The sequence below is a fragment of the Bradyrhizobium sacchari genome, from assembly GCF_002068095.1.
Taxonomy (GTDB): domain Bacteria; phylum Pseudomonadota; class Alphaproteobacteria; order Rhizobiales; family Xanthobacteraceae; genus Bradyrhizobium; species Bradyrhizobium sacchari.
Genome location: NZ_LWIG01000014.1, coordinates 305,995 through 332,256, shown reverse-complemented (window position 1 = coordinate 332,256; position 26,262 = coordinate 305,995). Strand labels below are relative to the sequence as shown.

At 63.1% G+C, this 26,262-nt stretch carries 26 protein-coding genes and 1 tRNA gene; 16 read left to right on the top strand and 11 right to left on the bottom strand.

The window, feature by feature from the left end; all coding sequences use genetic code 11:
- Nucleotides 1-45: 45 nt before the first annotated feature.
- Nucleotides 46-130 (top strand) — tRNA-Leu (locus A5906_RS20445).
- A 34-nt stretch (nt 131-164) separates the two neighbouring features.
- On the opposite strand, the gene A5906_RS45985 is transcribed toward A5906_RS20445, so the two are convergent.
- Nucleotides 165-290 (bottom strand): hypothetical protein, encoded by a 126-nt coding sequence (locus A5906_RS45985; RefSeq protein WP_283807710.1) that lies wholly within the window; start codon nt 288-290, stop codon nt 165-167.
- A gap of 475 nt (nt 291-765) precedes the next feature.
- A complete protein-coding gene (locus A5906_RS20435; protein WP_080137134.1) occupies nt 766-1,905 on the bottom strand; it encodes an acyl-CoA dehydrogenase family protein in 1,140 nt (379 codons plus the stop codon).
- Nucleotides 1,906-1,987: 82 nt separating this feature from the next.
- Between A5906_RS20435 and A5906_RS20430 the strand changes: the two genes are divergently transcribed.
- The 5 genes from A5906_RS20430 to A5906_RS20410 all read left to right on the top strand — a co-directional run bounded on the left by A5906_RS20430 (nt 1,988) and on the right by A5906_RS20410 (nt 8,201).
- Nucleotides 1,988-2,857 (top strand): FadR/GntR family transcriptional regulator, encoded by an 870-nt coding sequence (locus tag A5906_RS20430; RefSeq protein WP_080137133.1) that lies wholly within the window; start codon nt 1,988-1,990, stop codon nt 2,855-2,857.
- 6 nt (nt 2,858-2,863) lie between these two features.
- A complete protein-coding gene (locus tag A5906_RS20425) occupies nt 2,864-3,721 on the top strand; it encodes an enoyl-CoA hydratase/isomerase family protein (RefSeq protein ID WP_245326813.1) in 858 nt (285 codons plus the stop codon).
- Between the two features lie 9 nt (nt 3,722-3,730).
- Nucleotides 3,731-5,953, top strand: a complete 2,223-nt coding sequence (locus A5906_RS20420; RefSeq protein ID WP_080137132.1) for an acyl-CoA dehydrogenase family protein — start codon at nt 3,731-3,733, stop codon at nt 5,951-5,953.
- Between the two features lie 6 nt (nt 5,954-5,959).
- Nucleotides 5,960-7,165, top strand: a complete 1,206-nt coding sequence (locus A5906_RS20415) for a CaiB/BaiF CoA transferase family protein (RefSeq protein ID WP_080137131.1) — start codon at nt 5,960-5,962, stop codon at nt 7,163-7,165.
- Nucleotides 7,166-7,364: 199 nt separating this feature from the next.
- A complete protein-coding gene (locus A5906_RS20410) occupies nt 7,365-8,201 on the top strand; it encodes a Bug family tripartite tricarboxylate transporter substrate binding protein (protein WP_136615368.1) in 837 nt (278 codons plus the stop codon).
- Nucleotides 8,202-8,211: 10 nt separating this feature from the next.
- Here the strand turns inward: A5906_RS20410 and A5906_RS20405 are convergent, their stop codons facing one another.
- Complete coding sequence (locus tag A5906_RS20405) at nt 8,212-9,165, bottom strand: Bug family tripartite tricarboxylate transporter substrate binding protein (protein ID WP_080137129.1); 954 nt, start codon at nt 9,163-9,165, stop codon at nt 8,212-8,214.
- Nucleotides 9,166-9,294: 129 nt separating this feature from the next.
- A complete protein-coding gene (locus tag A5906_RS20400) occupies nt 9,295-9,783 on the bottom strand; it encodes a MarR family winged helix-turn-helix transcriptional regulator (RefSeq protein ID WP_080137128.1) in 489 nt (162 codons plus the stop codon).
- A gap of 174 nt (nt 9,784-9,957) precedes the next feature.
- Here A5906_RS20400 and A5906_RS20395 point away from each other — a divergent pair, with 174 nt between their 5' ends.
- The 6 genes from A5906_RS20395 to A5906_RS20370 are packed head-to-tail and all read left to right on the top strand — an operon-like array spanning nt 9,958 to nt 15,558.
- A complete protein-coding gene (locus A5906_RS20395; protein WP_080137127.1) occupies nt 9,958-10,281 on the top strand; it encodes a hypothetical protein in 324 nt (107 codons plus the stop codon).
- Between the two features lie 23 nt (nt 10,282-10,304).
- Entirely contained in the window at nt 10,305-11,624 is a 1,320-nt protein-coding gene (locus A5906_RS20390) for a Rieske 2Fe-2S domain-containing protein (protein WP_080137126.1), read from the top strand.
- Nucleotides 11,625-11,634: 10 nt separating this feature from the next.
- Nucleotides 11,635-12,591 (top strand): PDR/VanB family oxidoreductase, encoded by a 957-nt coding sequence (locus A5906_RS20385; RefSeq protein ID WP_080137125.1) that lies wholly within the window; start codon nt 11,635-11,637, stop codon nt 12,589-12,591.
- Nucleotides 12,592-12,629: 38 nt separating this feature from the next.
- On the top strand, nt 12,630-13,913 hold the full coding sequence (locus tag A5906_RS20380; RefSeq protein WP_080137312.1) for a CaiB/BaiF CoA transferase family protein: 1,284 nt from the start codon (nt 12,630-12,632) through the stop codon (nt 13,911-13,913).
- The gene (locus A5906_RS20375; protein WP_080137124.1) at nt 13,910-15,106 is read left to right on the top strand and encodes a thiolase C-terminal domain-containing protein; all 1,197 of its coding nucleotides are present in this window, start codon (nt 13,910-13,912) and stop codon (nt 15,104-15,106) included. Before A5906_RS20380 ends, A5906_RS20375 begins: the two co-directional genes overlap by 4 nt.
- Nucleotides 15,103-15,558: a Zn-ribbon domain-containing OB-fold protein gene (locus A5906_RS20370; protein WP_080137123.1), complete on the top strand. Its 456-nt coding sequence runs from the start codon at nt 15,103-15,105 to the stop codon at nt 15,556-15,558. Before A5906_RS20375 ends, A5906_RS20370 begins: the two co-directional genes overlap by 4 nt.
- Nucleotides 15,559-15,584: 26 nt before the next feature.
- On the opposite strand, the gene A5906_RS20365 is transcribed toward A5906_RS20370, so the two are convergent.
- The 4 genes from A5906_RS20365 to A5906_RS20350 form a co-directional block, all read right to left on the bottom strand.
- Nucleotides 15,585-16,433 carry a FadR/GntR family transcriptional regulator gene (locus A5906_RS20365; RefSeq protein WP_080137122.1) on the bottom strand — a complete coding sequence of 283 codons (849 nt, stop codon included), beginning with the start codon at nt 16,431-16,433 and terminating at the stop codon, nt 15,585-15,587.
- A 70-nt stretch (nt 16,434-16,503) separates the two neighbouring features.
- Nucleotides 16,504-17,271: an SDR family NAD(P)-dependent oxidoreductase gene (locus tag A5906_RS20360; RefSeq protein ID WP_080137121.1), complete on the bottom strand. Its 768-nt coding sequence runs from the start codon at nt 17,269-17,271 to the stop codon at nt 16,504-16,506.
- A gap of 19 nt (nt 17,272-17,290) precedes the next feature.
- Complete coding sequence (locus tag A5906_RS20355; protein WP_245326812.1) at nt 17,291-17,671, bottom strand: Zn-ribbon domain-containing OB-fold protein; 381 nt, start codon at nt 17,669-17,671, stop codon at nt 17,291-17,293.
- A gap of 5 nt (nt 17,672-17,676) precedes the next feature.
- Nucleotides 17,677-18,837, bottom strand: coding sequence for a thiolase domain-containing protein (locus tag A5906_RS20350; RefSeq protein ID WP_080137119.1), 1,161 nt, complete (start codon nt 18,835-18,837; stop codon nt 17,677-17,679).
- A gap of 89 nt (nt 18,838-18,926) precedes the next feature.
- Between A5906_RS20350 and A5906_RS20345 the strand changes: the two genes are divergently transcribed.
- The 3 genes from A5906_RS20345 to A5906_RS20335 are packed head-to-tail and all read left to right on the top strand — an operon-like array spanning nt 18,927 to nt 22,282.
- Nucleotides 18,927-20,441, top strand: coding sequence for an acyl-CoA synthetase (locus tag A5906_RS20345; protein ID WP_080137118.1), 1,515 nt, complete (start codon nt 18,927-18,929; stop codon nt 20,439-20,441).
- Between the two features lie 29 nt (nt 20,442-20,470).
- Entirely contained in the window at nt 20,471-21,412 is a 942-nt protein-coding gene (locus A5906_RS20340) for a tripartite tricarboxylate transporter substrate binding protein (protein WP_161495412.1), read from the top strand.
- A gap of 9 nt (nt 21,413-21,421) precedes the next feature.
- Complete coding sequence (locus tag A5906_RS20335; protein ID WP_080137116.1) at nt 21,422-22,282, top strand: MaoC family dehydratase; 861 nt, start codon at nt 21,422-21,424, stop codon at nt 22,280-22,282.
- Nucleotides 22,283-22,789: 507 nt separating this feature from the next.
- On the opposite strand, the gene A5906_RS20330 is transcribed toward A5906_RS20335, so the two are convergent.
- From A5906_RS20330 to A5906_RS20320, 3 genes are all read right to left on the bottom strand, one after another.
- On the bottom strand, nt 22,790-23,608 hold the full coding sequence (locus tag A5906_RS20330; RefSeq protein WP_080137115.1) for a DUF2182 domain-containing protein: 819 nt from the start codon (nt 23,606-23,608) through the stop codon (nt 22,790-22,792).
- A gap of 49 nt (nt 23,609-23,657) precedes the next feature.
- Nucleotides 23,658-24,287, bottom strand: coding sequence for a DUF1326 domain-containing protein (locus A5906_RS20325; protein WP_080137114.1), 630 nt, complete (start codon nt 24,285-24,287; stop codon nt 23,658-23,660).
- Between the two features lie 252 nt (nt 24,288-24,539).
- Nucleotides 24,540-25,478 carry a GlxA family transcriptional regulator gene (locus tag A5906_RS20320; RefSeq protein ID WP_080137113.1) on the bottom strand — a complete coding sequence of 313 codons (939 nt, stop codon included), beginning with the start codon at nt 25,476-25,478 and terminating at the stop codon, nt 24,540-24,542.
- Between the two features lie 91 nt (nt 25,479-25,569).
- Between A5906_RS20320 and A5906_RS20315 the strand changes: the two genes are divergently transcribed.
- Nucleotides 25,570-26,256 carry a DJ-1/PfpI family protein gene (locus A5906_RS20315; protein ID WP_080137112.1) on the top strand — a complete coding sequence of 229 codons (687 nt, stop codon included), beginning with the start codon at nt 25,570-25,572 and terminating at the stop codon, nt 26,254-26,256.
- The last annotated feature ends 6 nt before the right edge of the window (nt 26,257-26,262 follow it).

Genomic DNA, 26,262 nt, shown 5'->3' with positions numbered 1-26,262 from the left:
CCGCTGATCCGGCCAGCCTTCAAAGCCTCAGGCCGGCATCTCCTAGCGCTCGTGGCGGAACTGGTAGACGCGCTGCCTTGAGGTGGCAGTGGGTAACACCGTGGGGGTTCGAGTCCCTCCGAGCGCACCAAAACTCACATTTCCTCTTGAAATGATTAGGCTTTTTACTGGTTATTGCCCGGGAAAGTCACCACTCCGTTCCGGCGCTGCGTTCGTGCGCTGTTCGCCTGATGCTCAGCCACGCCGTCCTCCAGTGACTGGCCCTGATCGTACGGGATGATCTTCTCCATCCGCTGATCCCGAGTCTCTCTCTCGATTCGCCTGCGCGATGTAGTGCGCGGGCATTTTGGGGTCGATCCAGCCAAGCATGGCCATTATTTGCCTCTCAGTGCAGTCGGCGTAGGCGGCGACTTCGGCTCGGGCCTCTCGAACGCCATGGCAGCTTTTCTTCGGTTCGTTGACGCCCGCGAGGACTGCATACTTTTGAACTTAGCCGCCCACGCCTTCTTGTTCATCGGCTGCACCCGGCCACGGACGACTTTGCCGGTGAATACCTCGGCTCTGATGATATTCGCCGCGCGAGCCGCGCTCAGGCTCGCAGCGAGCTCCGGATGGAGAGGCACAGGGAACGGGTGAGCATCTTCAGTGTTGCGGCGCTCCGCCTCGCGGCACTTTCCCGCAAAGTTGCGCAACAGCTGAGCTTGCGCGCCGCATTCGGCGCGGCGGAGCCGAAGTCGAGGAGGTTTGGCCTAGGCCTGCGTTTGGCTAACCGAGCAACTCTCGTGCGATGACGACCCGCTGGATTTGGTTCGTGCCCTCAAATATCTGAGTTAGCTTTGCGTCGCGCATCATGCGCTCGACGGGATAATCCATGGTGTAGCCATAGCCCCCGAATATCTGCACCGCATCCGTTGTCACCTTCATGGCCATATCGCTAGCCACACATTTGGCCATGCTGGCGAGAACATTCAGGCGCTTCCAGTCGCTTGCGTCGCCCGCCCGTGCGCACTCGTACACCAGCGCGCGCGCCGCCTCGATCTGCATGGCCATGTCGGCGAGCATGAACTGTACGCCCTGAAACTCGGAGATCGCCTTCTTGAATTGCCTTCGCTCTTTCGCGTAGGCGACGCAGGCGTCGAGTGCGCCCTGAGCCAATCCGACAGATTGAGCTCCAATCGTCGGCCGATTGAGATCGAGGGCGCGCATCGAGGCTCGAAAGCCCTTGCCTTCTTCCCCGACCAGATTTTCCAGCGGGACGCGCACATTGTCGAAGAAGATCGGCGTGTTCGGCGCGCCCCGGAAACCCATTTTGCGCTCGTGACGGCCAAAAGAGATGCCTTTCATCTTCTTCGGCTCGACAATGAAGGCGCTTATGCCGTCGGCGCCTGGACTGTCGCTGGTCCGGGCCATCACGACAATGTAGTCGGCGACCACTCCGTAGCTGCACCACTGCTTGCGGCCGTCGAGGATGTAGGAATCGCCGTCTTTCCGGGCGCGCGTTGCGATCGCGGTGACGTCTGAGCCGGCCTGCGGCTCGGAGATCGCAATTGCCGTGACGACGCCGCCCTTGGCGATGATCGGCAGGTACCTTCTTCGCTGTTCCTCCGAACCGAAATGAAGCAGCGGCATAATGAACATCGTGTTCAGACAGGCAATCGACGCGCAGGCCGGCGATATTCTCGAAATCTCCTCGCGCGCGATGCAGGCGAGGGTGAGATTGCCGTTCGGCCCGCCATATTGCTCCGGCACCCAGAGCTGCATCAGTCCCATTTCGCCGAACAACTTCACGAGCTCGGTCGGAAAACGATCGGTTTCGTCGATTTCGGCGGCGATCGGCGCCACATGCTTCTCGGCCATTTTGCGGACGGTGTTGCGGAAGGCGATCTGCTCCTCGGAAAAGCTCATGGGCCCTCGTTGTGGATTTTCTTGAGCGCAGCCCGAAAATTGGGCTTCCATTGAATGGGTGATCCATTTAATAATTCACCACATGAGCACCAAGTCAAGCCCCCGCGCCAGTGCGCAGTCACGCAAGGTTTCATCCGGCAGGCGGGAGCGCCCGGCCGATCAGCGAGCGACGGCAAGTCCCGCGCCGGCTCCCAGGTTCCGGCCGATCCATACGAGGCGGGCGTTCGAGGAAATCTGCGAACGCATCCGCGAGCAGCTCGCGCTCGGGCTGCTGAAGCCAGGCGACAAGCTGCCTCCGGAGCGCGACCTGGCGCAGCAGCTCGGCGTGAGCCGGAATGTCCTGCGGGAGGCCCTGCGCAGCCTCGAGATGGCCGGCGTGCTTCGATTGTTGAAGGGCGTCAAAGGCGGGGCCTTCATCCAGGAAGGCGACACCAGCCGCATGAACGACGTCATGCGGGACATGCTGAGCCTCGGCACGATTTCCGTGCGGGAATTGTCCGAGGCGCGCGTCCACGTGCTCGACCTCATCGTCGGACTTGCGTGCGATCATGCACGCCAGTCCGATCTCGACGCGCTGGAGGCCAATATCCGGCGAACCGAGCTTGCGACGAAGGAAGGGAGGCTGCTCGACCGGGTCGAGTGCTCGCGCGAGTTCTACAAGTTGCTCGCGGCTTCGACCAGAAACAAGGTCATCGCGATGATCATGGATTCAGTGACCGAAATTCACATGCGCTTCGTCTACGCCAAGGTGGCCTCGAGCGGCGTTGCGATGAGCCGGCTCGCCGAGCGGCGGCGTCAATTGCTCTCCGCCATCGCCGAACGAAATGTCTCATCGGCGCGCCGCCTGATGCGCGCGCATCTCGAAGCTGTCCAGCGAATGCTCGAGCAGGACCCGGGCGCTATGTCGCTGCATGTCGCGCTGGCCGAGGTCCAGCCGGGCATGCGGCGTTAGCCGGGCTTGGACGACAGCCTGCGCTCAAATCACGATAACAACGGGAGGAACAAAGTGTCGAATTACGCGAAGTATGAATGCCTCAAGGTCGACGTGTCGGAGAAGGTGGCGACGGTGACCCTGAACCGGCCGCAGTCGCGCAACGCGATCAATCAGAAGCTGATCCGCGAGCTGCGGACGATCTGGGACGACCTCGCCGATGACCATGCCGTCAGCGTCGTGGTGCTGACCGGCGCCGGCGATTACTTCAGCGTTGGCGGCGACGTCAAAGCCATGTCGGAGCGTCCCGGCGGGGACGTCCTGGAGGAGGGCGAGGTGCATGATCCCATGATCAGCCGCCGCGGCGTTACCCGCCAGCTCGAGCTCGACAAGCCGATCATCGCGGCGATCAATGGCGATGCCATCGGGCTCGCTGCGACCCACGCCTTGCTGTGCGACATCACGGTCATGTCCGAGGATGCGCGCATTGGCGACACGCACGTCTCGCGCGTTGGGCTGGTTGCCGGAGACGGTGGCACCGTGATCTGGCCGTTGCTGGTCGGCGTCAACAAAGCCAAGGAGTTTTTGATCCGTGGCACGCTGCTCAAGGGCCGGGAAGCGGAACGGATTGGCCTCGTCAATCACGTGGTTCCACGTGCTGAAGTGCTGGGCAAGGCGCGGGAAATCGCCATTGAACTGGCGAACGGTCCAACCTGGGCGATCCGCTGGACCAAGCTGTCGATCAACCAGATCGTGAAGGATCGCGTGAACATGTTGCTCGAGGCGTCAATGGCGCTCGAACAGGTTACGTTCGAGACAGCGGATCACAAGGAGGCAACCATGTCCTTTAAGGAGAAACGCAAGCCGAGGTTCGGCCAGGCGTAGGCTCTCGCGATGGCGGCCTCCGGCATCGAAAGCGAGGACGTTGCGGTCATGCTTCGCGATTCCTTGCGCGGGCTTCTCGAATCGCGCTGGCGGGCCGACTGCCTGAAGGATGGTGCGTCTCCGGAAGCGATCACCGAGATATGGGACAAGCTGGTCCGGCAAGGTGTCACGGTTCTGGGCGCCGATCCGGAGGAGGGCGGCCTTCGCGAGATCCTGGCGGTGATGGAAGAACTCGGCCGCGCGGCATGCCCCGCTCCGATGTGGTCTGCCGTGCTGGCCAATCTCGTGCTGTCGGATGCATCCACCGATGCAGGTGAGTTGCAAAAAGCACTTCACGTGGGCGCGGCGCGCATTGTCTTTTCCTTCGCCGCGTTCGATTCCGATCCCGGTATCGGGTCGATCAGGCTTCATGGCGAGAAGGCAACGGGATCGCTTCGGTTCGTCGAGGCCGCGGGCAGCGCTACGCACCTGCTCGCGCCGGTGGACGAGGCGCATCTAGCGCTCGTCGACCTTCGGGCTCCCGGCGTTAATCGCATGCCTACGCGCGCGATGGGCGCCTGGGGTAATTGGGAGCTGACGCTCGATGCGGCGCCGGCAAGGCTTGTTCCTGCTACCAACACCAGCCTCAGCGACCTGCGATCGATCGCGCGTCTGGCGCTGCTGGCGCGCTCCCATGGCGCCGCGCGTCGCGCGTTCGAGCTGGCGGTAGCCTATGCCGGCGAACGGCAGCAGTTCGGCCAACCGATCGGGCGATTTCAGGCGATCCAGCACAAGCTCGCCAACTGCTTCATCGACCTCGAGGGCGTACGTCTCGTTCTGCACCACGCGGCAAAGCTTTGGGATGAGAGCGATCACGATTGGCGATACTTCTCCGATTGCGCCATGGCGTTTGCGGGCCCGGCATTGCGCCGCGTTTCGCTGGAGACGCAGCACACATTCGGTGCCATCGGCTACGCCGAAGAACACGAAGCCCCTCTGCACTTCAAGCGCGTGCATCTGGACACCATAGCGCTTGGCGGCGCGGCCCACGCCAGACGAAGCCTCGCGGCCCACCTGTTCGACAACGGTGGTGCCGGGATGCCGCAATACGATCTCGGCCCCGCCGGGAACGAACTGCGCGAACATGTCAGGCGGTGGCTTGCGCAAAATTGGACGGGCGGCAGAAAGGCCGCTTTTGATGCCAAGCCGTTCGCAAAGCGTGAGTTCGACGCTGAATTTGCTGCCGATATCGGGAGCACCGGCTGGATCGGCCTCGGCTGGCCGCAGGAGTTCGGCGGCCAGGCGCGTTCGCCGCTTGAGCAAATCGCCTTCATGGAGACGATGGAGCAAGGTGAGACTCCGCGCACTGGCGCGTCGATCCAGGCCAACGCCTTGATGATGTTCGGAACGCCCGAGCAACAGAAGAAATACTTGCCGGAAATTCTGCGCGGCGAGGCGATGCATGGGATGGGTTACAGCGAGCCGCAGGCAGGATCCGACCTTGCGGCTCTGCGAACCAGCGCCGTCCGCGACGGCGACCATTGGGTCATCAATGGTCAGAAGATCTGGACCACGACCTGGTGGGGCAAATACATGTTCCTGGCGGCGCGAACAGACAAGAACGCCAAGCCCCATGCCGGCATCAGCATGTTCATCGTGCCGATGAATACGCCCGGGATCACGGTCCGGCCGGCAACCACCATGTACGATGGAACATTCGCCAACATCTTCTACGACGATGTTCGCGTGCCGCTGGAGAACCTCGTCGGCGGTGAAAACCAGGGCTGGAAAGTCCTGACCGGAGCGCTCGCTTTCGAACGGGGGCTGGTCGGCGGCGGCATCGTGCTGAAAGTCGCGCATGCCTTTGAACAGTTACGCCAGCATGTGATGGTTCGGCAGGAGTTGAGTGGAGACCCGATCATCCGTGACCGCATGGCGGCGTTCGCCTGCGAAATCGAGATCGGCCGCCAACTGATGATGCATTGCGCGGGCCTTGCGGCGGACGGCATCACGCCGCCAGAATATGGCGCGATCAGCAAGGTCTTTTCCAGCGAGCTGATGGAACGCTTTGGTGAAGCCGCGCTCGACATGCTCGGCATGCGCGCCACGCTGTCCGAACAGATGCCGGGCGCCATCGACAACGGCCGGTTCGAGCAAAACCTGCGTCATTCCCTGATGTGGGTGATCAGCATCGGCACGAACGAAATTCAGCGCAGCTTGATCGCGCAGCGTGCGCTTGGCTTACCGCGATAGGAACCGATGATGACACAGGGCCAATCATTGAAATCACCACTCGACGGCGTCCGCGTGCTGGATTTCTCCATCATGCTGGCCGGACCGTATTGCGCCCGGTTGTTGGCGGATGTCGGCGCCGAAGTGATCAAGGTCGAGCCGCCGGAGGGCGAGGAGATGCGCCTGCGCGCGCCCCTTCGCGACGGCCAAAGCGCCTATTTCGGTCAGCTCAATGCCGGTAAAAAGAGCATCGCGCTGGACCTCAAATCGTCCGAGGCGATCAAGCTCGTGCACCGCATGGTCGAAAGCACGGACATTCTGGTTGAGAATTTCCGGCCCGGTGTGATGGAGCGTCTGGGTCTCGGCTATGAGGCGCTTCGCAAGATCAATCCCCGTTTGATCTATTGCTCGATATCCGGCTACGGCCAGACCGGCCCGCAATCGGAGCGTCCGGCCTATGCGATGATCGTTCATGCCGAGAGCGGGTTCGACCGCGCGCTGATGCGATACGCGGGTGATCGCGACAGGCCGGCGGCGGGGGCGGTGTTCGTTGCCGATATTCTCGGCGGCATTTTCGGCTTCTCGGCGATTCAAACGGCGATGGTGCAACGAGAGCGCACGGGAGCAGGGCAGCACGTCGATGTCGTACTGATGGACAGCATGCTGAATCTTCTGGTGTACGAGCTGCAGGAAGCGCAGTTCTCGGCGCCGGTGGCTCGCCCGACCTATGGTCCTGTGCGCGCAAAGGATGGCGACGTCCTGATCGCGCCGGTGTCAGTGCGCAATTTCTCGGCGCTTCGCGACCTGACGGGCCTGCCGGAGCTCTCGTCCGACCCTCGTTTCGCTTCGGTGTCGGGGCGCGGTGCGAACTGGAGCGCGATGATGCAGGTCGTCGAGCGGTGGACGATGCAGCACACGGTGGATGAATGCCTGGCCGCTCTCGATCGTGCTGGAGTTCCGAGCGCCCGCTTTCGCGATCCCGCGGAAACGTTGGATGACCCGCATTTGTCCGCTCGCGGCGTATTTGCGCCGATTGCCGACGTCGCAGGCGAGTTCAAGGGTGTTAACGCACCGTGGCGGATGTCGGGCGCGCGGACCGGAATCGGTCGCGACATCCCCGCTATCGGCGAGCATCGGGACGAGATTCTCGCTCGCGTGCTCGGCCTGTCCAAGAATGATGTCGGACAGGCGGCTGCGGCCGGCGCATTTGGGAAGGGTGAGACCTCTCCATGATTTGATGCTGCAAGCCGCGAAGTTTTCTGCCGCAAGACAATCAAAAAAATAGCGTGGGAGGATCGACGTGAAGGTGCTAAGTGTTCTGGCTTTCATATTCGGGGCTGCAATCCTCGTCGCGCCCGCCGCGGCGGACAATTATCCCTCACGTCCGATCCGGCTCATCGTGCCATATCCCGCCGGCGGTTCGACCGACATCATGGCGCGCGCACTGCAGGAGCCGATGGCAAAAATCCTCGGCCAGCCGATCGTCATCGACAATCGCGGCGGCGCAGCCGGCACGACCGGTTCCAATGAAGCGGCTCGATCGGACGCCGACGGTTACACACTTCTGTTCGCCAATAATGGGCCGATTTCGATCGCGCCGTTGCTGCAGAAAGGCATCGACTTCGATCCGCTGAAGAGTTTTGCGCCGGTGTCGCTGGTCTCCACGGCGCCGCTGGTTCTGGTGGCGAGCGAAAAGGTGCCCGTGAACGACGTCGCCGGGCTCCTTGCCTACGCCAAGGCGCAGAGCAAGCCGATGCTGTATGCCTCCGCCGGACCAGGTTCGCTCGGGCATCTGAGCACCGAGCGCTTCCTCAATCAGGCAGGCCTGCAAATGGTTCACGTCCCATACCGGGGCCAGGCGCCGACGACGCTTGCGATTTTTGCCGGCGAGGTCGACATTCTGCTTACGACCACTTCGGACACGCTGAACGAGCACATCCGTTCTGGCAGGGTGAAGTTGCTGGGGGTTTCATCGCCTGGTCCTTCGCCGGTTGCTGCTGGTACGGCACCCATCGGCAATGCCTTGAAGGGCTATTCGGTCGAAACGTGGTTCGGCATTCTCGCGCCGGCTGGCACTCCGCCGGACGTCGTGGCCAAGCTCAACGCCGCGCTTGGTACGGTCCTGGCGATGCCGCAAATACGGGATCGCTTCCTCTCCTATGGTGTGGAGGCCAAGGCCAGCACGCCTGCCGAACTGCACGCCTTGATTGCCGCAGAAATCCCATCCTGGCGCAAGGTGATCGAGGAACGCAACGTCAAGACCGAATAGCGAGACGATGCTAGTCGAGCGTGATGTTGGCCTCCTTCACCACCTTCGCCCACTTGTCGAGATCGGCGCGGATGGTGGCCGCGAAAGCGTCCGGCGTTGAGCTCTTCGGTTCGACGCCGAGCTTCTTGAGGGCCTCCTGTACGGACGGCGTCGCGACGGCGCGCGTGACTGCGTCGTTCAACTTGGCCACGATCTCTGGCGGGGTGCCGGCAGGCGAGAGGATGCCAAACCACACCACGACCTCAAATCCGGGAAGCGCTTCGTTGATCGTCGGCATGTTCGGAAACAGCGGCGAGCGCGCCGCGGTGCTGATGCCGAGCGATTTGAGCGTGCCTGCCTGGACCTGACCCATGCCTTCGAGCGGCGTGATGAAGTAGACCGAAACCTGGCCCGCCAGCGTATCGTTAGTTGCCGGGGCGCCCCCACGATACGGAACATGCTGCATTTCAATGCCGGCCTGACGGCGAAACAGCTCCGCCGTGACATGCGAGGCCGATCCTTGCCCGACCGACGCATAGGTGAGGGCGTTGGGATCCTTCTTGCCGCGCGCGATGAGATCGGTGACGCTGCTGATGCCGGTCGACGGCGCCGTCACCAGCAGGAACGGCACGTCGACGACCTTCGAGATCGGAATGAAATCGCGGAGAGGATCGTAGGCGAGCTTCTTGTAGAGGCTCGCGTTCAGCGCATTCGGTCCGAGATTGCCGAATACGATCGTGTATCCGTCCGGCATCGCCCGAGCGGCTTCCGTCGTGCCGATGATTCCTCCGGCGCCCGACTTGTTGTCAATGATGACCGGCTTGCCCAGGATTTCCGTAAGAGGTTGCAGGATCGCCCGCGCCAGAATGTCGGTTGAGCCGCCTGCCGGATAGGGCACGATCATCCGGATCGCACGCTCCGGATACCCCTCGGCCAGAGCAGGGGCCGCCAATAGGAACGACAACAGCAGAACCAGCGCGCGCATCGGCGCCTCCCCTATACGGACGCTCTAGGGCGCCTCGGAAATATATTTAGTACGTATACGTATCGTATTGGCCTGGGGATTTCAACCGCCATGGCCGGGCAAGCGGCCGCCCGGCCGCAACCGCAGGGCTCAGGCGCCGGGTTCGGGAGGGGGAGACTTCGCGATCGCCAGCATGCAACGCAGGAAATGCGCGCGGTCGTCCTGGCTCAAGGGAGCAAGCATGAGGTCCTGCAGCCGGGCCGCGGCCGGAACCACCGCCATCAGGGCGCTGGTGCCCTTGGCCGTGATCTGGACCTGGATCGAACGGCGATCGTCGGGATGGCTCTTCTTGGAGATCAGCCTGCGTGCGGTCATCCGCTTCAGCATTTCGCTCAGCGTGTTCCGATCGCAACTGATGCGTTCTGCAAGGTCCGACGCGGTCATGGGACCCTGTTGCAGCAGCGCCATCAGAACGCCGAACTGCCGGGGAGTGATGTCGGTCTGCCGCGTTACGCTCTGGTAGAGACCGTCATATTTGGCTTCGAGCAGGCGCAGCAGAAATCCGATGCCGTTCTCGAGCTTCCATTGGCGTGCCAGGGCGGCAGCCGAACTCGCAGCCTCGTCTTTCTCGACCGACATGGTGTTGCTTTCCCCAACTGCTCCTGTGCAAACAAGCGGTTAGCAGCTTGGCCGCGACCTCTCAACCGCCCGCCTTCTGGAACGCAGCCCGACTGTTGCCAGAGAGACGTCGATATGATACGTATACGTACTAACTGGCGCTGACGGCAAGAGGCGCCGTCCGGGAGACCCTGCTTGGATCTGCGCGCTCTGCTGTCGATTCCGTATCTGCTTGAGGCGGAAGCCGTTGAGACCGAGCCGGGAGAATGGCTCGTTCGCCTCGCCTATCCGGAGCTTCCCGGCTGCACCGCGGAAGGGGTCGTCGTTGAAGACGTGCTGAAGGATCTGGAGCGTCAGCGGATCGAAATGATCGTCGGGCTGGTCGAGGCCGGAAAGCAGCCGCCGATTCCGCGGCAGCCGCTTGCTTCATCGGACCCGCTATGGACGGCCCGCGATCTCGGATTGTCCGATCGGGTGGCGACCTTGCTGGACGCGAGACCGACCCAAAATCGAACCTGACAACAGCGATCGAGGAGAAAATCATGCTCTCGCACGAGGACAACGAGCGGCTGGTAAGGGTCGGCAAGGGCACTCCGCTGGGGGAGTTGTTCCGTCTCTACTGGATTCCGTTCCTGCCATCGGCCGATCTGGCACGCGACGGACAACCCAAACGTATCCGACTGCTTGGCGAAGATCTCGTGACCTTCCGCGACACCGAGGGCCGCGTCGGTCTGGTCGATCAGGCCTGTCCGCACCGAGGTGCGCCGATGGTTTTCGCCCGCAATGAGGATTGCGGACTGCGCTGCGTCTATCACGGCTGGAAGTTCGACGTCACGGGCGCAGTGGTGGACATGCCGGCCGAACCGGTCCGAAGCCGGCTGAAGGAGCGGGTGCGGATCAAGGCCTATGCCTGCCGCGAGCGCAACGGAATGATCTGGGCCTATATGGGGCCGGATCAGGCCGCGCCTCCGCCGCTGCCGAATGTCGAATGGAATCTTGTCCCCGAGGAGCAGGTTCACATTTCGGTGCGCGTTCAGGAGTGCAATTGGCTGCAGGCCGTCGAAGGAGAGATCGATTCCGCGCACGCACCGCTGCTTCACGGCCGTCTCGATGCGCAGGGCACCACCAGCGCCTGGATCCAGAAGCGCGACCTCCGCCCGACCTTTGAATGCGTCAAGCAGGATTTCGGCATGAGCATTGCGGCACGCCGGAACTACGACGCCAATACGCTCTACTGGCGCGTCAATCAGTTCATGCTGCCGTTCTACACACTCGTTCCGCCGCTATCGCCGTTTCCCGATCTGAGCGGCCATGCATGGGTGCCGATCGACGACGAGAACACGCTCTGCATCATGTTCTCCTATCATCCCTCGCAGCCTCTGCTGGCCAAGACGCGCGAGGTCTTCGCGGAAGGGCACAAGGGCCGGGAGAGCGGCCACGCCAGCCGCCACGCGCTGGTCAAGCAGCCGGTGACGGTGCCGTACGCGGACTATTGGACGAAGTACAATCCGCAGAACGGATATCAGTTCGATTATGAGGCACAGCGGACAACATGGTTCTCCGGTCTGCCCGGTCTTTGGGTCCAGGACGGGGCGTGCCAGAGCGGGGTGTCACCGATCGCCGACCGCACCAAAGAGAACTTGTGTTCCAGCGATACCGGTATCGCGATGACCAGACGATTCATTCTGGAAGCGCTGGGCGCCTATCGCGACCACGGCACCAGGCCGAAGGGCGTCACTGATCCGGATGTGTTCATGGTCCGCGCGGTGTCCTTGCGGCTGCCGCCGGAAGACTCCTGGATCGATTCCGGCGCGCCTTTCATGCGGGCGAAGCTCGGCACGGATTTCGGCTACGAGCTTTGAGCGCTTCAACATGGCCGGCGACCTGCAGGAACTGCGAGTGAAGCGCATCGGCTATGAAGCCGAGAGCATCAATTCCTATGAGCTGGTGCTTCCGGCAGGAGGCGAGCTCGCACCATTCACCGCCGGCAGCCACATCGATCTGCATCTGAAGAACGGCATGATCCGCAGCTATTCGCTCGTCAACGATCAGAGTGAACGGCATCGCTACGTCATTGCCGTGAACAAGGATGCTGTCGGGCGCGGCGGCTCGAGCTTCGTCCACGACAGCTTCAAGGCCGGCGATATCGTTACGGTCTCCATGCCGCGAAACAACTTTGCGCTGCGCGAGGATGCGGAATCTTCCCTGCTGATCGCGGGCGGCGTCGGCATTACGCCGCTGGTGTCGATGATCCGGCGCCTGCAGGCGTTGCGCCGACCGTGGAAACTGTTCTACGCGGCACGGGCGCGGCGGGCTGCGGCATTTCTTGGCGAGCTCGGCGCCATCGGGCCGGACGCGCAGCTCCATCTCCACTTCGACGATGAACATGGCGGCCGACCGCTCGACCTTGCCGCCATCGTCGCAGGCGCACCGGCGAGCGCGCATCTCTATTGCTGCGGCCCGGTGCCGATGCTGGAAGCCTTCGAGAAAGTCACGGCGGGCCGTGCGGCGGGGCATGTCCACGTCGAGTATTTCCAGGCCAAACAGGCCCCGGCCGTCGACGGCGGATTTGAGGTCAGACTGGCGCGCAGCAATCGCACGATCGCGGTCGAGCCGGGCAAGACCATTCTGAATGCCGTTCTCGATGCCGGCGTCATGGCGAATTACTCCTGTTCCGAAGGCGTTTGCGGCACCTGCGAAACGCGGGTGATCGAGGGAATCCCTGATCATCGCGATCTGTTCCTGAGTCCGGAAGAGCAGGCGGCGAACAAGACTATCATGATCTGCTGTTCGGGATCGAAGTCCGGCACGCTGGTGCTCGATCTTTGACCGGTTCATCTCGGAGCAAAAACCATATGGGTGGAAAGATGCTGGATCGGATCGAAGCGGAGTTTCCCGAGCACACGCCCCGAACACCCGATGCGCCCAAGGCGCTTGCCGGGATCAGGGTCGTGGACTTCTCGCATTTCATTGCAGGTCCGTTCGCGACGATGATCCTGGCCGACATCGGCGCCGAGGTGATTAAAGTCGAGGCCCCTGTGCGTGGCGACGACCTGCGGCGCTACCCGCCCGTCGATGGCAGGCTGAACTACGGTGCGCCGTTCCTGTGGACCAATCGCAACAAGCGAAGTGTGGCGATCGATCTGAAATCGCCCGAAGGCGTCGAGGTCGCACGGGAGCTTATCCGCACGGCGGACGTCGTGGTCGAGAATTTCTCCACGGGGGTCATGGAGCGGTTCGGACTGGGCTACGAGAGTTGTCGTCAGATCAGGCCATCGATCATCTATTGCGCGGTTTCTGCCTATGGTCGGGAGGGGCCTTTCTCGGACCGGCTCGGCTTCGATCCCATCGCCCAGGTCGAGAGCGGATTTGTATCCATGAACGGCTACGCGGACCGCGAGGGCGTGCGCGCGCTGTCACCGGTCATGGATATCAGCACGGCGATGATGGCCAGCAATGCCGTTCTCGGCGCACTCGTCGCACGCGAACGCACCGGCATGGGGCAGGCCATTGAGGTGTCGCTGTTCGACACTGCCGTTTTGATGACCGGTTATGCGTCGATGCAGCAGTTGTTCACCGGAACGGATCCGCAGCGTCACGGCAACACCAGTCCCGATACCTGCCCCTCGGGGGTCTTTCAGGCGACCGATTCGACGTTTTACATCAACTGCGGCAACGACAAGATCTTTCAGCGCCTGATGTCACAGGTGATCGAGCGTCCCGATCTCGCATCGTCCGATCTCTATGCGACCGGACCTGACCGTATACGGCGCCGCGAAGAATTGTTTGCGATCCTCGGCGAAGCGTTCGCGCAGCATCCCTGGTCGCACTGGCAGTCGCGGATGCGCGCTGCGGGCGTGCCTTGCGGCAAGGTCCGGACGGTCGGTGAGGCCATCCGCTCTCCGGAAGCGCGCGAGCGCGGCATCGTCACGCGGATTCCTCATGACGAGGTGGGGTGGGTACCGAACGTCAGCCTGCCGATCCGCTATTCGCAGACGCCGGTCGTCGACCCCGTGGCCGCTCCCGCCGTCGGCCAGCATACCGGGCAGGTGCTCCGTGATCTGCTTGGCTATGATGAAAAGCGCCTCGCGCGGCTGGCCGAGGCCGGCGCATTCGGGGCGGGCGCGCCCTCGCGGCCGGTGAAGACATGACGGCGCGGGCACCAGGCGAGCGCACGCTGCGAGGCCGCGTGGCCGTGATCGGGATCGGCGAGACGGAGTACTATCGTCACGGAGCGTCGCCCGACCCCGAATTCAAGCTGGCCCTCAAGGCGATCCTGGCAGCCTGCGACGATGCCGGGCTCGACCCGCGCGACATCGATGGGTTCTCGTCCTACAGCGACGACCGCAGCGAGGCGGGGCGGTTGGCGGCAGCGCTGGGAACACGCCGGTTGAGCACGGCCGTGATGCAATGGGGCGGGGGAGGCGGGGGGTGCTGCGCGGCGGTGGCCAACGCCGCTGCTTCCATCGTTGCCGGCCTTGCGGATTGCGTCGTGGTGTTCCGCTCGCTGGCGCAAGGGCAGTACGGACGTTTTGGGCAGGCCGGCGGTATCGGCACCATCTCGGGCGAGAGGGCGTATCTGATGCCGTATGGCGTGTTGGCGCCGCCGCAGCGCTTTGCGATGCGCGTGCGGCGCTACATGCATGAGCATGGCGTGCGGCAGGAAGCCATGCAGGCGATTGCGCTGGCCTCGTACCATCATGCGCAGTCGAACCCCCGCGCGGTGATGTTCGGCAAGCCGCTCGATCCCGAAAAGTACAACGCCTCGCGCTGGATTGCCGAGCCGTTTCACCTTTTCGATTGTTGCATGGAGAATGACGGCGCCGCGGCGATCATCCTCGTGCCCGAGGAGCGCGCCGGAGATTTCCGTAACAAGCCGGCCTACATTCTCGGTGCGGCCACTGGCGCCGGATATCGCAGCGGAGCGATGCCGCATAATTCGCCGCAATATGCCAGCGCCAGTTTTGAAATGCTCGCGCCCGCGCTCTACCGTATGGCCGGCATCAGCCCCGCCGACGTCAATGTCGTTCAGAGCTATGAGAATTTTACCGGCGGCGTGGTGATGGCGCTGGTCGAGCATGGCTTCTTCAAGCCCGAGGAGGCGAACGGCTTTCTTACGCTCGACAATCTGATCGCGCCCTCGGGGAAGCTGCCGCTCAACACCAGCGGGGGGAATCTGGCCGAGTGCTACATGCACGGCTTCGAGCTGGTGATCGAGGCGGTGCGCCAGATACGCGGCCAGTCGGTCAACCAGGTCAAGCGCAACGATGTGGCGATGGTGATCGGCGGGCCGATGGTGACACCGGCCAGCAACCTTCTGCTCGGCTCCGGAGCGACGCTATGAGCGACACACCGCGCACGACTTATCTTCCCGAGGGATTGCCGATTCCGGTTCCTGAAAACGATGGACTATCGGCGCCGTATTGGGCGGGGTTGCAACAGGACCGCCTCCTGGTGCAGCGCTGCCCCCGCTGCACGACCTGGCAGTTCGGGCCGGAATGGCTTTGCCACCACTGCCATTCGTTCGACATCGAATGGACCGAGGTCGAGCCGCGCGGCCGCATCTTCAGTTGGGAGCGGGTCTGGAGCCCTTCCCACGACGCATTGCGCCGGCATGGACCGTATCTTGCCGTCTTGATAGAGCTGCCGCATGCGGGACATGTGCGCATGGTGGGGAATCTGCTCGGCGATCCCCTGCAAACCGTTACCATCGGCGCTGACGTCGAGGGCGTATTCGAGCATCATCGCGACTCCACGCCGTCATATTCGTTGCTGCATTGGCAAACCACCGGATGAAGCCGGCGAGGTGAGGGCAACCGACGTCAGGCCGGCGCGCGCGAGCGACGGCGGGCGTCGCTGCGCAGCCGGACTTTCTCGGTATTCAGCAGGTGCTCGTTGAGCTTGGTGAGATAGCTGCGCATCGTCTCACAGGCGCCTTTGGTGTCCTTGGCCTTGATCTGCTCGATCAGCCGCAGGCGGGAGGCGATCACCGGGTCATGGGCGGGCGGTCCGGCGATCAGGACAAAGCGGCGGATCACGGATGCCATGGCCTCCAGAATCGCCGACATCACCTGGTTGCCGGTCGAGTTTGCCAGCAAAGTGCTGAACTCGACGGCCTTCAAGGTCCGCTCCTCGTAAAGGCCCTGCCTCGTCAACTCGACGGTCTCAGCCACGTTCCTGCTCAGCCGCTCGATGTCCGCGGGCTTGGCGCGCTCGCAGGCGGCGCGTACCACGGCGTCCATCACCATGACCCTCGCCTCGAGCAACGTCGCCAGCGAAACATGACCGAAGTCGAGCATGTCGCGGAACGTTCGGGTGACCTGCCCGGCGCCGCTCCGGGTGATGAAAGCGCCACCCCGGCTTCCCTTTCGCATTTCGACGATGCCGGCGATCTCGAGGCTGCGGATGGCTTCACGCAACGCGGTCCGGCTGACATCGAGCATCTCGGACAATTCGCGCTCGGACGGCAGCCGGTCGCCGGCTTTCAGTTCGCCGCTGACGAGCTTGGCGCGGATCGCATCGCAGATCTCCTCGAAGATGCGGCGGGTCTTGATGGGACGGAAGGGTCTTTCGGCAGATCGGCTATCCCGGTGATCACCAGCCGATAGCGGCGCGCCGTCCGCGGTCTTTCGACCGGTACGCGGCTCTGGCCTGGATCGTTGTTGCGGCATGAGTCGTCCCTGGGCTGTCAGGTCTTCATCAGCCGCCGCCTGCCGCTTTGCAAGGGCCTCCGCCGGCCAATCAGATGGAAATGTGGAAACCACCGTTGACCGCGATATGCTGGCCGGTGATGTACGAGGCCGCGTCCGACAGCAGGAAGCATACCGGCTGCACCACCTCTTCGGGCTGGGCCCAGCGCCCCATCGGAATGCGGGCCAATATTCCGTCGCGGAACTTGTCGCCACGGATGGTTTCCGTCATGGGCGTCTCGACCACGCCAAAGCAGACTGAATTGGTCCGGACTCCGAACTTTGACCATTCCTTGGCCGATGTCATCGTCATCCCCAGCATGCCGCTCTTGGCAGCGGCATAATTGATCTGTCCCATCGCGCCGGCCCGCCCTGCATCGGACGAGATATTGACGATGGAGCCGACGCTGGTCTCGCCGCCCTTGGCGCGCTGCAGCATGGTGCGTCCCACCGCCTGGGTCCACAGGAATGCGCCGGTCAGATGCACCTCGATAACCGCATTCCATTGCGCAAGCGTCATCTTCTCCGACATCGCCGGCCTGGTGATGCCGGCATTGTTAACGAGGCCATGGATCGCACCGAACCGCTCGACGATCTTCTCGACTGCATCCGTTGCGAACGACTCATCCGTCACGCTGCCGGTGATGGTCATCAGGTGGCGGTCGGACGTGTCGTAGGTGGAGAGCGTGTCGCGATTGAGGTCGATGGCGACCGCGTTGGCGCCGAGCTCTCGCGCCAGGTTGATCGTGGCGCGGCCGATGCCTTGGCCCGCGCCGGTAACGACGACGGTCTTGCCTTCCAGAGAAACGATATTGCGCATGGCTTTGCGTCCTCAGGCTTCAGATCAGGGTGAACATCGGCGCGAGTGTGCCGTCAGCGCCCGGGCGAACGCTCAGGCGGACGGCTGCGCCATTGGACAAGGCACTCGCCGGACTGTCGACGATTGAGGTCATCAGCGTCGGGCCCTCGTCGAGCGTGACATAGGCAAGAACCGGCAGGTCCTTGGCCGAGCGCAGCACGCTGTAGGCGTAGATCGCTCCGGTGCCGCGGCTTTCCAGCCATTCGGTCGCGTCCGAAAAGCAGAACGGGCAGCCCGCGCGCGGATAGAAATGCGGCTGTCGGCAGTGCGTACACGTCTTGATCAGCAGCTTCCCCTCGCGAAGGGCCTCGAAATAGGGTTGGATTTCGGGATTTGCGGATGGTGCAGGGGTTTGCGACACGGGGATCACTGCCTTTCCAGAATGACGGTGGCGCTGCCATGGCGCGTTCCGAGCGAGCCGCCGGTGCCATGTGCCAGGGCCAGCGCGCAGTTGGGCACCTGCACGGCAGGATGGGCCTCGCCGCGCAACTGACGGACAGCCTCGAGCACCTTTGTCATACCGCCACGATTGCCCGGATGATTGTTGCAAAGACCGCCGCCGTCGGTGTTGAAGGGCAGCTTGCCGTGTCCCGCGATCAAATTTCCGTCGGCCACGAAGCGGCCGCCCTGGCCCTTGGCACAGAAGCCGAGATCCTCGAGCGTCATCAGCACGGTGATGGTGAAACTGTCGTAGATCGAGGCGTATTGGATGTCTGAGGGACGGACGCCGGCCTCTTCAAATGCGCGCGGTCCGGACCAGACGGCGCCACTGTAGGTAAGATCGATTCTGCCGCCGGCGGAATGCTTGATCGCCTCGCCGGCCCCCCGGATGCTGACAACCGGTCTTTTGAGACTGCCCGCGATTTCCGGGGCGACAAGGACGATTGCGCCGCCGCCGTCGCTGATCACACAGCAGTCGAGGCGATGCAGGGGATCCGCCACCATCGGAGAATTCAGCACGTCCTCGACCGTCACGACGTTCCGCAGCATGGCGTGGGGATTGTGCTGAGCGTGATGGGAGGCCGCGACCTTGATCCAGGCGAGTTGTTCCGACGTGGTTCCGAACTCGTGCATGTGACGATTGGCGGCTGCGCCGTACATCGTCGCGATCACGGGATTGAAGGGCGCCTCGAAGGGCGCATCTGCCGTCGCGCCCGGTGCCGGACGGACCTGGTGTTGGCCGGCGGCGCGGGGCCGGCCTGCCAAGGTGATCAAGGCGACCCTGCACTTTCCGAGCGCGATCGCGGCCGCCGCATGGCCGACCGCCAGCACATAAGCGGAGCCGCCGGTATCCGTCGAATCGACATGACGCGGTTTGAGGTTGAGGTACTCGACCATGTTCATCGGGCCAAGCCCGGGAGCATCGCCGGCACAGAAATAGCCGTCCACGTCGTCTTTGCTGAGGCCTGCGTCGGCGAGCGCGCCGCGCGCGACTTCCGCGTGAATCTGCGCGAGCGACAGCCCGTCGGCCTTCCGTGTCGGATGTTCGTAGATCCCGGCGATGCAGGCCTTGCCCCGAATGCTCAAAGGTATTTCCTTGGTCTATTGATATAATGGTCAGTCCATTATATTGATGCCGATGTCAAGTTGGGCGAAGACCCGCGGACGGAGGAAATGTGAGCGACGAAAACGCGACCATCATCGTCGGCGAACGCACCCGCTCGAAGTCCGAGCTTTTGGCGCGCGGACGCCGGGCTGCCACTGGACTGGCGAAGCTCGGCGTTCGCGAAAACGACGCCGTGGCCTTGCTGCTGCGAAACGACTTTGCCTTCCTCGAAGCGACCCATGCCGCGAACGCCATCGGTGCCTATGCGGTGCCGCTCAACTGGCACGCAAGTCCCGACGAAATCACCTATATGTTGGGAGATGCGAAGCCGAAGGCGCTGATCGTTCACGCCGACTTGCTTGAGCCGGTGCGCCGGATCATTCCGGCAGCATGCGAGGTCCTTGTCGTGTCGGGCCCAGACGAGGCCAATTCCGTCACCATGCGTGACGGCGATCAGGATTGGGACCGCTGGCTGGATGCGCACCCGGAATGGGACAGGCCGCCGCAACCGCCACGCTCGTCCTGGATCTACACATCAGGAACAACGGGCCGCCCCAAGGGGGTCCGGCGGGAGCCGGCAACGCCGCAACAGTCCGCGGCGATGCGCGATCTGTTCCGTGTCGTCTATGGATGCCGCGAGGGAATGCGCTCATATGTCGGCGGACCGCTCTATCATGCCTCGCCGAACGCCTTTGCGCGGCAAGGCCTGGCGCTGGCCGATACGCTGGTGTTGTCATCGCGCTTCGATCCTGAAGAGCTGCTCCGGCAGATCGACCGCCACCGTTTGACGACGCTTGTGATGGTGCCGACGTTCTTTGTGCGGCTGCTCAAGCTCCCGGAAGAGGTGCGGCGCAAATACGACCTGTCTTCGCTCGAACTGGTGCTGCATACCGGCGCGCCGTGTCCGCCGGATGTCAAGCGGGCGATGATCGCCTGGTGGGGGCCGGTTCTCGTCGAAACCTACGGCGGCTCCGAAACTGGCGTCGCCACGATTTGCACATCACAAGACTGGCTCTCCAGACCCGGAACCGTGGGGCGTGTTGCTCCCGGCGGCACGATCAAGATATTCGACGAGCAGCGGCGCGAACAGCCGCCGGGCGTCAGCGGCGAGATCTACGCGCGCTCGCCGGCCTATCCGGATTTCAACTACCACGGTCGCGATGATGATCGCCGCGCCGTGGAAATCGACGGCCTGATCACCTGCGGCGATGTCGGCTATCTCGACGCCGACGGCTATTTGTTCCTCAACGACCGCAAGCGGGACATGATCATCTCGGGCGGGGTGAACATCTATCCGGCCGAAATCGAAGCGGTGCTTCAAAGCTGTCCGGGCGTCCAGGACTGCGCGGTTTTCGGCATTCCCGATGACGAGTTCGGTGAGCGCATCTACGCCGCCGTTCAACGCGACGCAGGCGCGGTGCTGACCGAAGACGATGTCAGGAACTTCGTACGCGAACGCCTGGCGGCTTTCAAGGTGCCGCGCGAGGTAGTCTTCCACGACACGTTGCCGCGCGAGGAGAGCGGCAAGATCTTCAAGCGTAAGCTGCGCGAGCCGTTCTGGGCCGGACGTTCAACACGAATCTGAGAGAGACCATGCTTACGCGACGTTCACTCGTGAAAGCCGCCGCCGGCCTTGCAACACTTGCCGCGACGCCCGTGCTGGCACAAACGGCGTCCTGGCCTAGCCGGCTGTTGAAGATCGTCGTGCCGCTGCCGCCGGGCGGCGTGATGGACGGCTTGACCCGCGTCGTGGCCGACCGGCTGGCGCAGCGCCTGGGCCAGTCCGTGATTGTGGAAAACAAGCCGGGCGCCAACGGCATGATCGCCGCGAGCGCGGTCGCGGGGGCGGACCCCGACGGCTACACCATTCTCTCCACCATGAGCTCGATCGTCCAGAACGTATCGCTGCACAAGTCGCCGAGCTACAAGATGTCCGACCTGTTGCCGTTGGCGCCTCTCGGTCGCTTGCCGATCGCGTTCATCGTGCCAAAGACGCTCGGCGTTACCACGTTGCGGGAATTCATCGGGAAGGCCCGCAGTAGCTCCAAACCCCTGAGTTACGGAACCTACGGCCTTGGTTCGAGCGCGCATATCATCGGCGAAGTGTTGATGAAGAACACCGGCATCAAGTTGCTCCAGGTGCCGTATCGCGGCGAGGCGCCGGCGCTGACCGCGATTCTTGCCGGCGAAGTGGACAGTGCCTTCGTATCGGTCGGTGGCGCTGTGGCTCAGGCGGAGAACGCGCTGACGCTGGCGATCGCTAATCCAGTGCGCATGAAGCGCTATCCCGATATACCCACCTTTGACGAGGCAGGATTTCCCGTGCTCGGCCTGACCGGGTTTAGCGGCTTCTTCGCACCGGCGGCCGTACCCAGGCCCGTTGCCGATCGGCTCGGCAGGGAATTGCGGGAAATCGTCGCGCTGCCCGATGTGAATTCCAAACTGCTTGATCTCGGGTTTGAGGATATGAGCGACGTCGCCGATTTTGCGGGCTTTGTCGACGATGAGGTCAAGCGATGGGCCTCCGTCATCCACGAATTCAATATCAGCATCTAGGATATTCCTGTGGCCATCAATCTCGAGGCGCTCCAGGCGCTGGAAATCACCGACATGCGGTTCGCGTATGGGGAGCGCGAGACGATGTTGTACGCGCTCAGCATCGGCATGGGACGCGATCCGCTCGACCTGCGCGAACTGCCGTTCGTCTACGAAGGCGAGGCCCTGCAGGCAGTTCCCACGATGGCGGTGGTGCTCGCGTCGACCGGGATAATTCGCAAGACCGGCGTCGACTTCACCAAGGTTCTGCATGGCGAGCAGCGGCTCACCCTGCATCGTCGGCTGCCGGTCGCAGGCGAACTGCTGGCGAATTCTCGCGTCGCGGCTGTCTATGACAAAGGCGCGGGCAAGGGCGCGGTACTGCTGCTCGAAACGACCGCGCGATCGGCAGCAGACAATGCACCACTCTTTACGTTCGTCATGACGATCATGGCGCGCGGTGACGGAGGATTCGGCGGACCTCGAGGTTCGGCCCCCGAGCCGCATCAGCTTCCGGAGAGGGCGCCGGACCATATCGAGGTCTTCAAGACCCGACCGGAAGCTGCGCTGCTGTACCGCCTGAACGGCGACCGCAATCCACTCCATGCGGATCCGAAGGTAGCGTTGCGCGCGGGGTTCGAGCGGCCGATCCTTCATGGGCTCGCGACATACGGTAGCGGCTGCCGTGCGCTCCTACGCGCCGTCTGCGATTATGACGCGGGAATGATGCGTTCGTTCGATGCCCGCTTCTCCGCGCCGGTCTATCCCGGCGACGAGATTGTCACCGATATCTGGCGTGACGGCGACATCGTGTCGTTCCGATGCCGTGTAGCCAACCGCGATGCTGTCGTTCTCAACAACGGACGATGTCTCCTCGGCGTTGCACCGTGAGGTCACCCCGGTGGGAAGGAGTGGTGGCCGCTGCCTCCCGCTGAAAGGGCGCGACGTGGGTCGGTTCTGGCGCTTGCGGAGCGCTGGCTTGATGCTGCGAGACCCGTTCGAATGCGCTTCGGGTCAACAGCTTGTCAAGCCCGGCGCGCTTGACGGGCCACTCAGAATGAGATCGGCAGAAGAGATCTTCACTTGCGTTTTCCAGCCGATCGATCCGATTCCAGGGAGTCCCCAGGGATGGCGCCAGCGTCGCACGGTGGCCGTACAAATCCGATCATTGGACACCCGAAGGCGACATAGCGCCGGTCAGGTTCGCCTTGGGCGCGCGGTCATGACCGAGCTCCAAACCCAAGAGCGAGTGCTGCACTTAAGCCATACTCTGTGCGGTTCCGTTGCTGCATCACGCTACACTTAGGAAAGACATCGAGCGTCTGCACGTTGTGAGCCGCCCTTCGATTTTAGATTCGAGTATGGTCAGCGATTGTCGCAAGCTATGCAGGTTGCTCGTCACTGCAAGGACACCAGCAGCCAGGCGCCCGCGGCCACACATGCAATGCCGGCGGCACGCGCGATCCATCGTCCGACCGGCGTCAGTTTCTCCAAAAGGACAAGCAGGGCCAAAAGCGCAATCCAAAGCACGTTCATCACCCCGCCGACGAACAAAAGCGCCATCAAGACCCAGCAGCAGCCGACACAATAGCCTCCATGTCGAAGCCCCAGCAGCAGGCAGCCTCGCGGGTGGTTCTGAAAGCCGCCGTGGCGCATCAGGAAGAGAAATGGCGACTGGCATTGGGCGAGACAGACATCCTTGAGCGGTGTCCACTGATAGACTCCCGCCGCGATCAATACGATTGCGCCGAGAAGGTTGCTGGCGATCGCCATCCGGGAGTCCAGCAGGGCTGCGCGCTCGATCACCCATTGGAGAAAGGTGGCAGCCAGCGAAAAGGCGCTCCAGGCGAGGAGATAGCCGGCCGCAAACCAGCCGGTTGCGGCAAACGGCTTGCCCTGTGCCTTCCACTGCCGACCCACCCGGGCGTACATGAGGATCATGGGCGCTGCCGAAGGTGCCATCATTCCGACCATCATCACCGTCCACATCAGGAACACATACGCGAACTCAATCGCTCGCCATGGCTCGCTGGCCGGCAGCATGATTCCAATCCCGGCCGGGATCATGCGGAACCCGGTCATGTCCATGCCGCCCATGTCCATGTCATTGGCGAGCCAGAGCACATAGCCCCATGCCAGCGCGACAATGATGGCGATCGCGCCGCCGACGACCCAGCGATCGCGCCGAAGCACGATTTCCAGGGTGCTGTCGGTCATTTGCGATTGATGTTGCCGGCCCTGTCACGGGGCCGCATCAGGAGTTGCATCACGCCTGGTTCGACCAGCTGATCGGCGCGTAGAGGCCGTTCTTGCCGGAATTGTCCCAGCGCATGCCATGATCGCTGAAGGTGTTGCCGGTGGCTCCGACCGCCATCACCATCCGGTCGGGGCTAACCGGATGGCCGATGTTCGCCCACATTTCCCCGCTCGGATGCATGGTGGGCAACGGATCGACGGACATGTGCAGAATGCCCGGGATTTCCGCGGACCGGGTCTTGCCGTTGATGCGGAATGTGATCGGGGCCTTGCGAACGCCCAGGTTCTTGCTGATCAGCGGTGTGAACGCGGCCATCGGACCGCCCGCGGCGCCGGTGAAGATCGCAGCCAGAGCCTCGGTCTGCGCATCGTCTGCGCGCTGATCGATATAGGCGGCTATCGACCAGTCACCGTCTGCCATGACCCCGGGCGCGTGAAGGATAACCAGGACATTGAGTCCATCGAGCGCGGTGTCGCCATAGCGGCCACTTTCGATGTGGAAGATCAGCGGTACGTTGCAGAAGCCCTCGGTCGGTCGTGCGGTCAACGGGAGAGCCGCCGACACGAGGCAGGGACACACGATACTGCAGCTGCAATTCTCGAAATAGTCACCGGAAAGGTGCCATGGGACATCCGCCATCGCTCTCTCCTGCCAGGCTGAACCCGATAGATTTCTCTCGAATGAGCTACGTCTGGTTGAAATTACGCCCTGCGGGGAGGTACCGCAAGGCGACTGCGGGGGCATTGGGCCCGGATAGATAACGTTATAATATTACATTCATTGTCAACTCCGGCGTCAAGTCGTTTGGCGGCTGAGCCCAAATTCACGCGGATATCCGGATGTCTGCCCGGCAAGTCCGCCCGGCGGCTGGTCGTTGGCCTCCACTTCTCCTCAAGCACTCCGCGCCGAGCGCCGCAGGGACTGCGGCGGTTGGCCGAAGGCGCGGATGAAGGCCCGGCGCATTCGTTCGGGATCGCGGAACCCCGTTGACAGTGCGACGCGCTCGATCGCTTCGCCCGAGGACTGCACGCGCTCGCGCGCGACCTCGACCCGTAATCGCTCGACGGCCTTGGTTGGCGTAGAGCCGGTTTCGGCGATGAAGGAACGCACGAAATGCCGCGCACTCAATCCCGCGCGTTCGGCCAGCGCATCGACGGTAAGCTGCGCGTCCAGATTCTCCCGTACCCACGACAGCAGGTTGGCGAAACGGCCGCTCGGAGTCTTGAGTTCGAGCAAGGTCGAGAACTGCGATTGCCCGCCGCCGCGGCGCTGATAGAGCACCAGCTGCCGTGCAGCCGCCCGCGAGATCTGTTCGCCGTGGTCCTCGGCAATCATCGCGAGCGCGAGATCGATTCCAGCGGTGATGCCTGCCGAGGTCCACACGCGATCGTCGCGGATGAAGATCTGGTCCGGCTCGAGCCTGACATTGGGATAGCGTCCGGTGAAGTCGCGTGTACAGGACCAGTGCGTGGTTGCGCAGCGGCCATCCAGCAGTCCGGCCTCGGCGAGAAGATAGGCGCCGTTGCAAACACTGGCCATGCGCACGCCGCGCTTCGCCAGTCTCTGAATGAAGGCGATCGTCGTCTTGCAGCGCGTAGCTGCTTCTACGCCTTCGCCGCCTGCAACGAGCAGCGTCGTGACAGAGCTTGCCGCACGCAAGCTGCGTGCAAACATCTCGGTGCCCGACGAGCTGCGCACCGCGCCGGCCCTGGTTGCAACCGTGATGACGTTCGGCGCATGCGGCACGTGACGTCTTGCGATCTCGAAGACCGAGATCGGGCCGGCCGCGTCCAGCAACTGGAATTCGGGAAAGATCAGGAAGCCGATCATGACGCGTCCAAAAATGAGGGAATTACGCCGTTTCCGACCTCAAGGCCAACATGGCAGGCTGCAGCCGTCAAGCGCGATGTCGAGGTTGGTCATGTCGGGTCCGTTGCAGATCGGTCTTCTGGTTTTTCCCCGTGTCACCCAGCTCGATCTCACCGGTCCCGCGCAGGTCTTCTCCAGCCTGCCTGATGTGAGCGTGCATCTGGTCTGGAAACGCATCGAGCCCGTGCCGAGCGATTCGGTGATCTTGCTGACGCCGACCGTCACCTTCGCCGATTGCCCGCAGCTCGACGTGATCTGCGTTCCCGGCGGCTACGGCACCGATGAGCTGATGCTCGACGAAGAGGTTCTCGCATTCCTGCGCAAGCAGGAGACGGGCGCAAAATACGTCACGTCGGTCTGCACCGGCTCGCTGGTGCTCGGCGCTGCCGGCCTGTTGCAGGGATATCGTGCGGCGACGCACTGGACGGCCACTGATGCATTGCCGTTCTTCGGCGCGTCGGTGTCGCGGGAGCGGGTCTGCATCGATCGCAATCGCATCACGGGCGGCGGCATCACGGCGGGAATCGATTTCGCGCTCACGCTGGTCTCGATGCTTCGAGGCCGCGTCGCCGCCGAGATGATCCAGCTCCGCATGGAATACAATCCTGCGCCGCCGTTCGAGGCCGGCTCGCCGGATACGGCGCCGGCCGCGATCGTCGCGGCGATGAAGGAGCGCGTGGCGCCGTCGCAGGCGCGGCGGCTCGAGTTCGTCAGGAAGGCCGTGGGTCAACGGGGATAGCGCGGG

Bases quoted from the DNA above. Each gene is read 5' to 3' on its own strand.
- A5906_RS20360 (WP_080137121.1), bottom strand. From the start codon at position 17,271: ATGCGCAATATCGTTTCTCTGGAAGGCAAGACCGTCGTCGTTACCGGC.
- A5906_RS20320 (WP_080137113.1), bottom strand. From the start codon at position 25,478: ATGATCGGCTTCCTGATCTTTCCCGAATTCCAGTTGCTGGACGCGGCC.
- A5906_RS20325 (WP_080137114.1), bottom strand. From the start codon at position 24,287: ATGGCGGATGTCCCATGGCACCTTTCCGGTGACTATTTCGAGAATTGC.
- A5906_RS20430 (WP_080137133.1), top strand. From the start codon at position 1,988: ATGAGCACCAAGTCAAGCCCCCGCGCCAGTGCGCAGTCACGCAAGGTT.
- A5906_RS20415 (WP_080137131.1), top strand. From the start codon at position 5,960: ATGATGACACAGGGCCAATCATTGAAATCACCACTCGACGGCGTCCGC.
- A5906_RS20330 (WP_080137115.1), bottom strand. From the start codon at position 23,608: ATGACCGACAGCACCCTGGAAATCGTGCTTCGGCGCGATCGCTGGGTC.
- A5906_RS20410 (WP_136615368.1), top strand. From the start codon at position 7,365: ATGGCGCGCGCACTGCAGGAGCCGATGGCAAAAATCCTCGGCCAGCCG.
- A5906_RS20370 (WP_080137123.1), top strand. From the start codon at position 15,103: ATGAGCGACACACCGCGCACGACTTATCTTCCCGAGGGATTGCCGATT.
- A5906_RS20420 (WP_080137132.1), top strand. From the start codon at position 3,731: ATGGCGGCCTCCGGCATCGAAAGCGAGGACGTTGCGGTCATGCTTCGC.
- A5906_RS45985 (WP_283807710.1), bottom strand. From the start codon at position 290: ATGGAGAAGATCATCCCGTACGATCAGGGCCAGTCACTGGAGGACGGC.
- A5906_RS20390 (WP_080137126.1), top strand. From the start codon at position 10,305: ATGCTCTCGCACGAGGACAACGAGCGGCTGGTAAGGGTCGGCAAGGGC.
- A5906_RS20315 (WP_080137112.1), top strand. From the start codon at position 25,570: ATGTCGGGTCCGTTGCAGATCGGTCTTCTGGTTTTTCCCCGTGTCACC.
- A5906_RS20435 (WP_080137134.1), bottom strand. From the start codon at position 1,905: ATGAGCTTTTCCGAGGAGCAGATCGCCTTCCGCAACACCGTCCGCAAA.
- A5906_RS20385 (WP_080137125.1), top strand. From the start codon at position 11,635: ATGGCCGGCGACCTGCAGGAACTGCGAGTGAAGCGCATCGGCTATGAA.
- A5906_RS20400 (WP_080137128.1), bottom strand. From the start codon at position 9,783: ATGTCGGTCGAGAAAGACGAGGCTGCGAGTTCGGCTGCCGCCCTGGCA.
- A5906_RS20380 (WP_080137312.1), top strand. From the start codon at position 12,630: ATGCTGGATCGGATCGAAGCGGAGTTTCCCGAGCACACGCCCCGAACA.
- A5906_RS20365 (WP_080137122.1), bottom strand. From the start codon at position 16,433: ATGCCGCAACAACGATCCAGGCCAGAGCCGCGTACCGGTCGAAAGACC.
- A5906_RS20375 (WP_080137124.1), top strand. From the start codon at position 13,910: ATGACGGCGCGGGCACCAGGCGAGCGCACGCTGCGAGGCCGCGTGGCC.
- A5906_RS20405 (WP_080137129.1), bottom strand. From the start codon at position 9,165: ATGCGCGCGCTGGTTCTGCTGTTGTCGTTCCTATTGGCGGCCCCTGCT.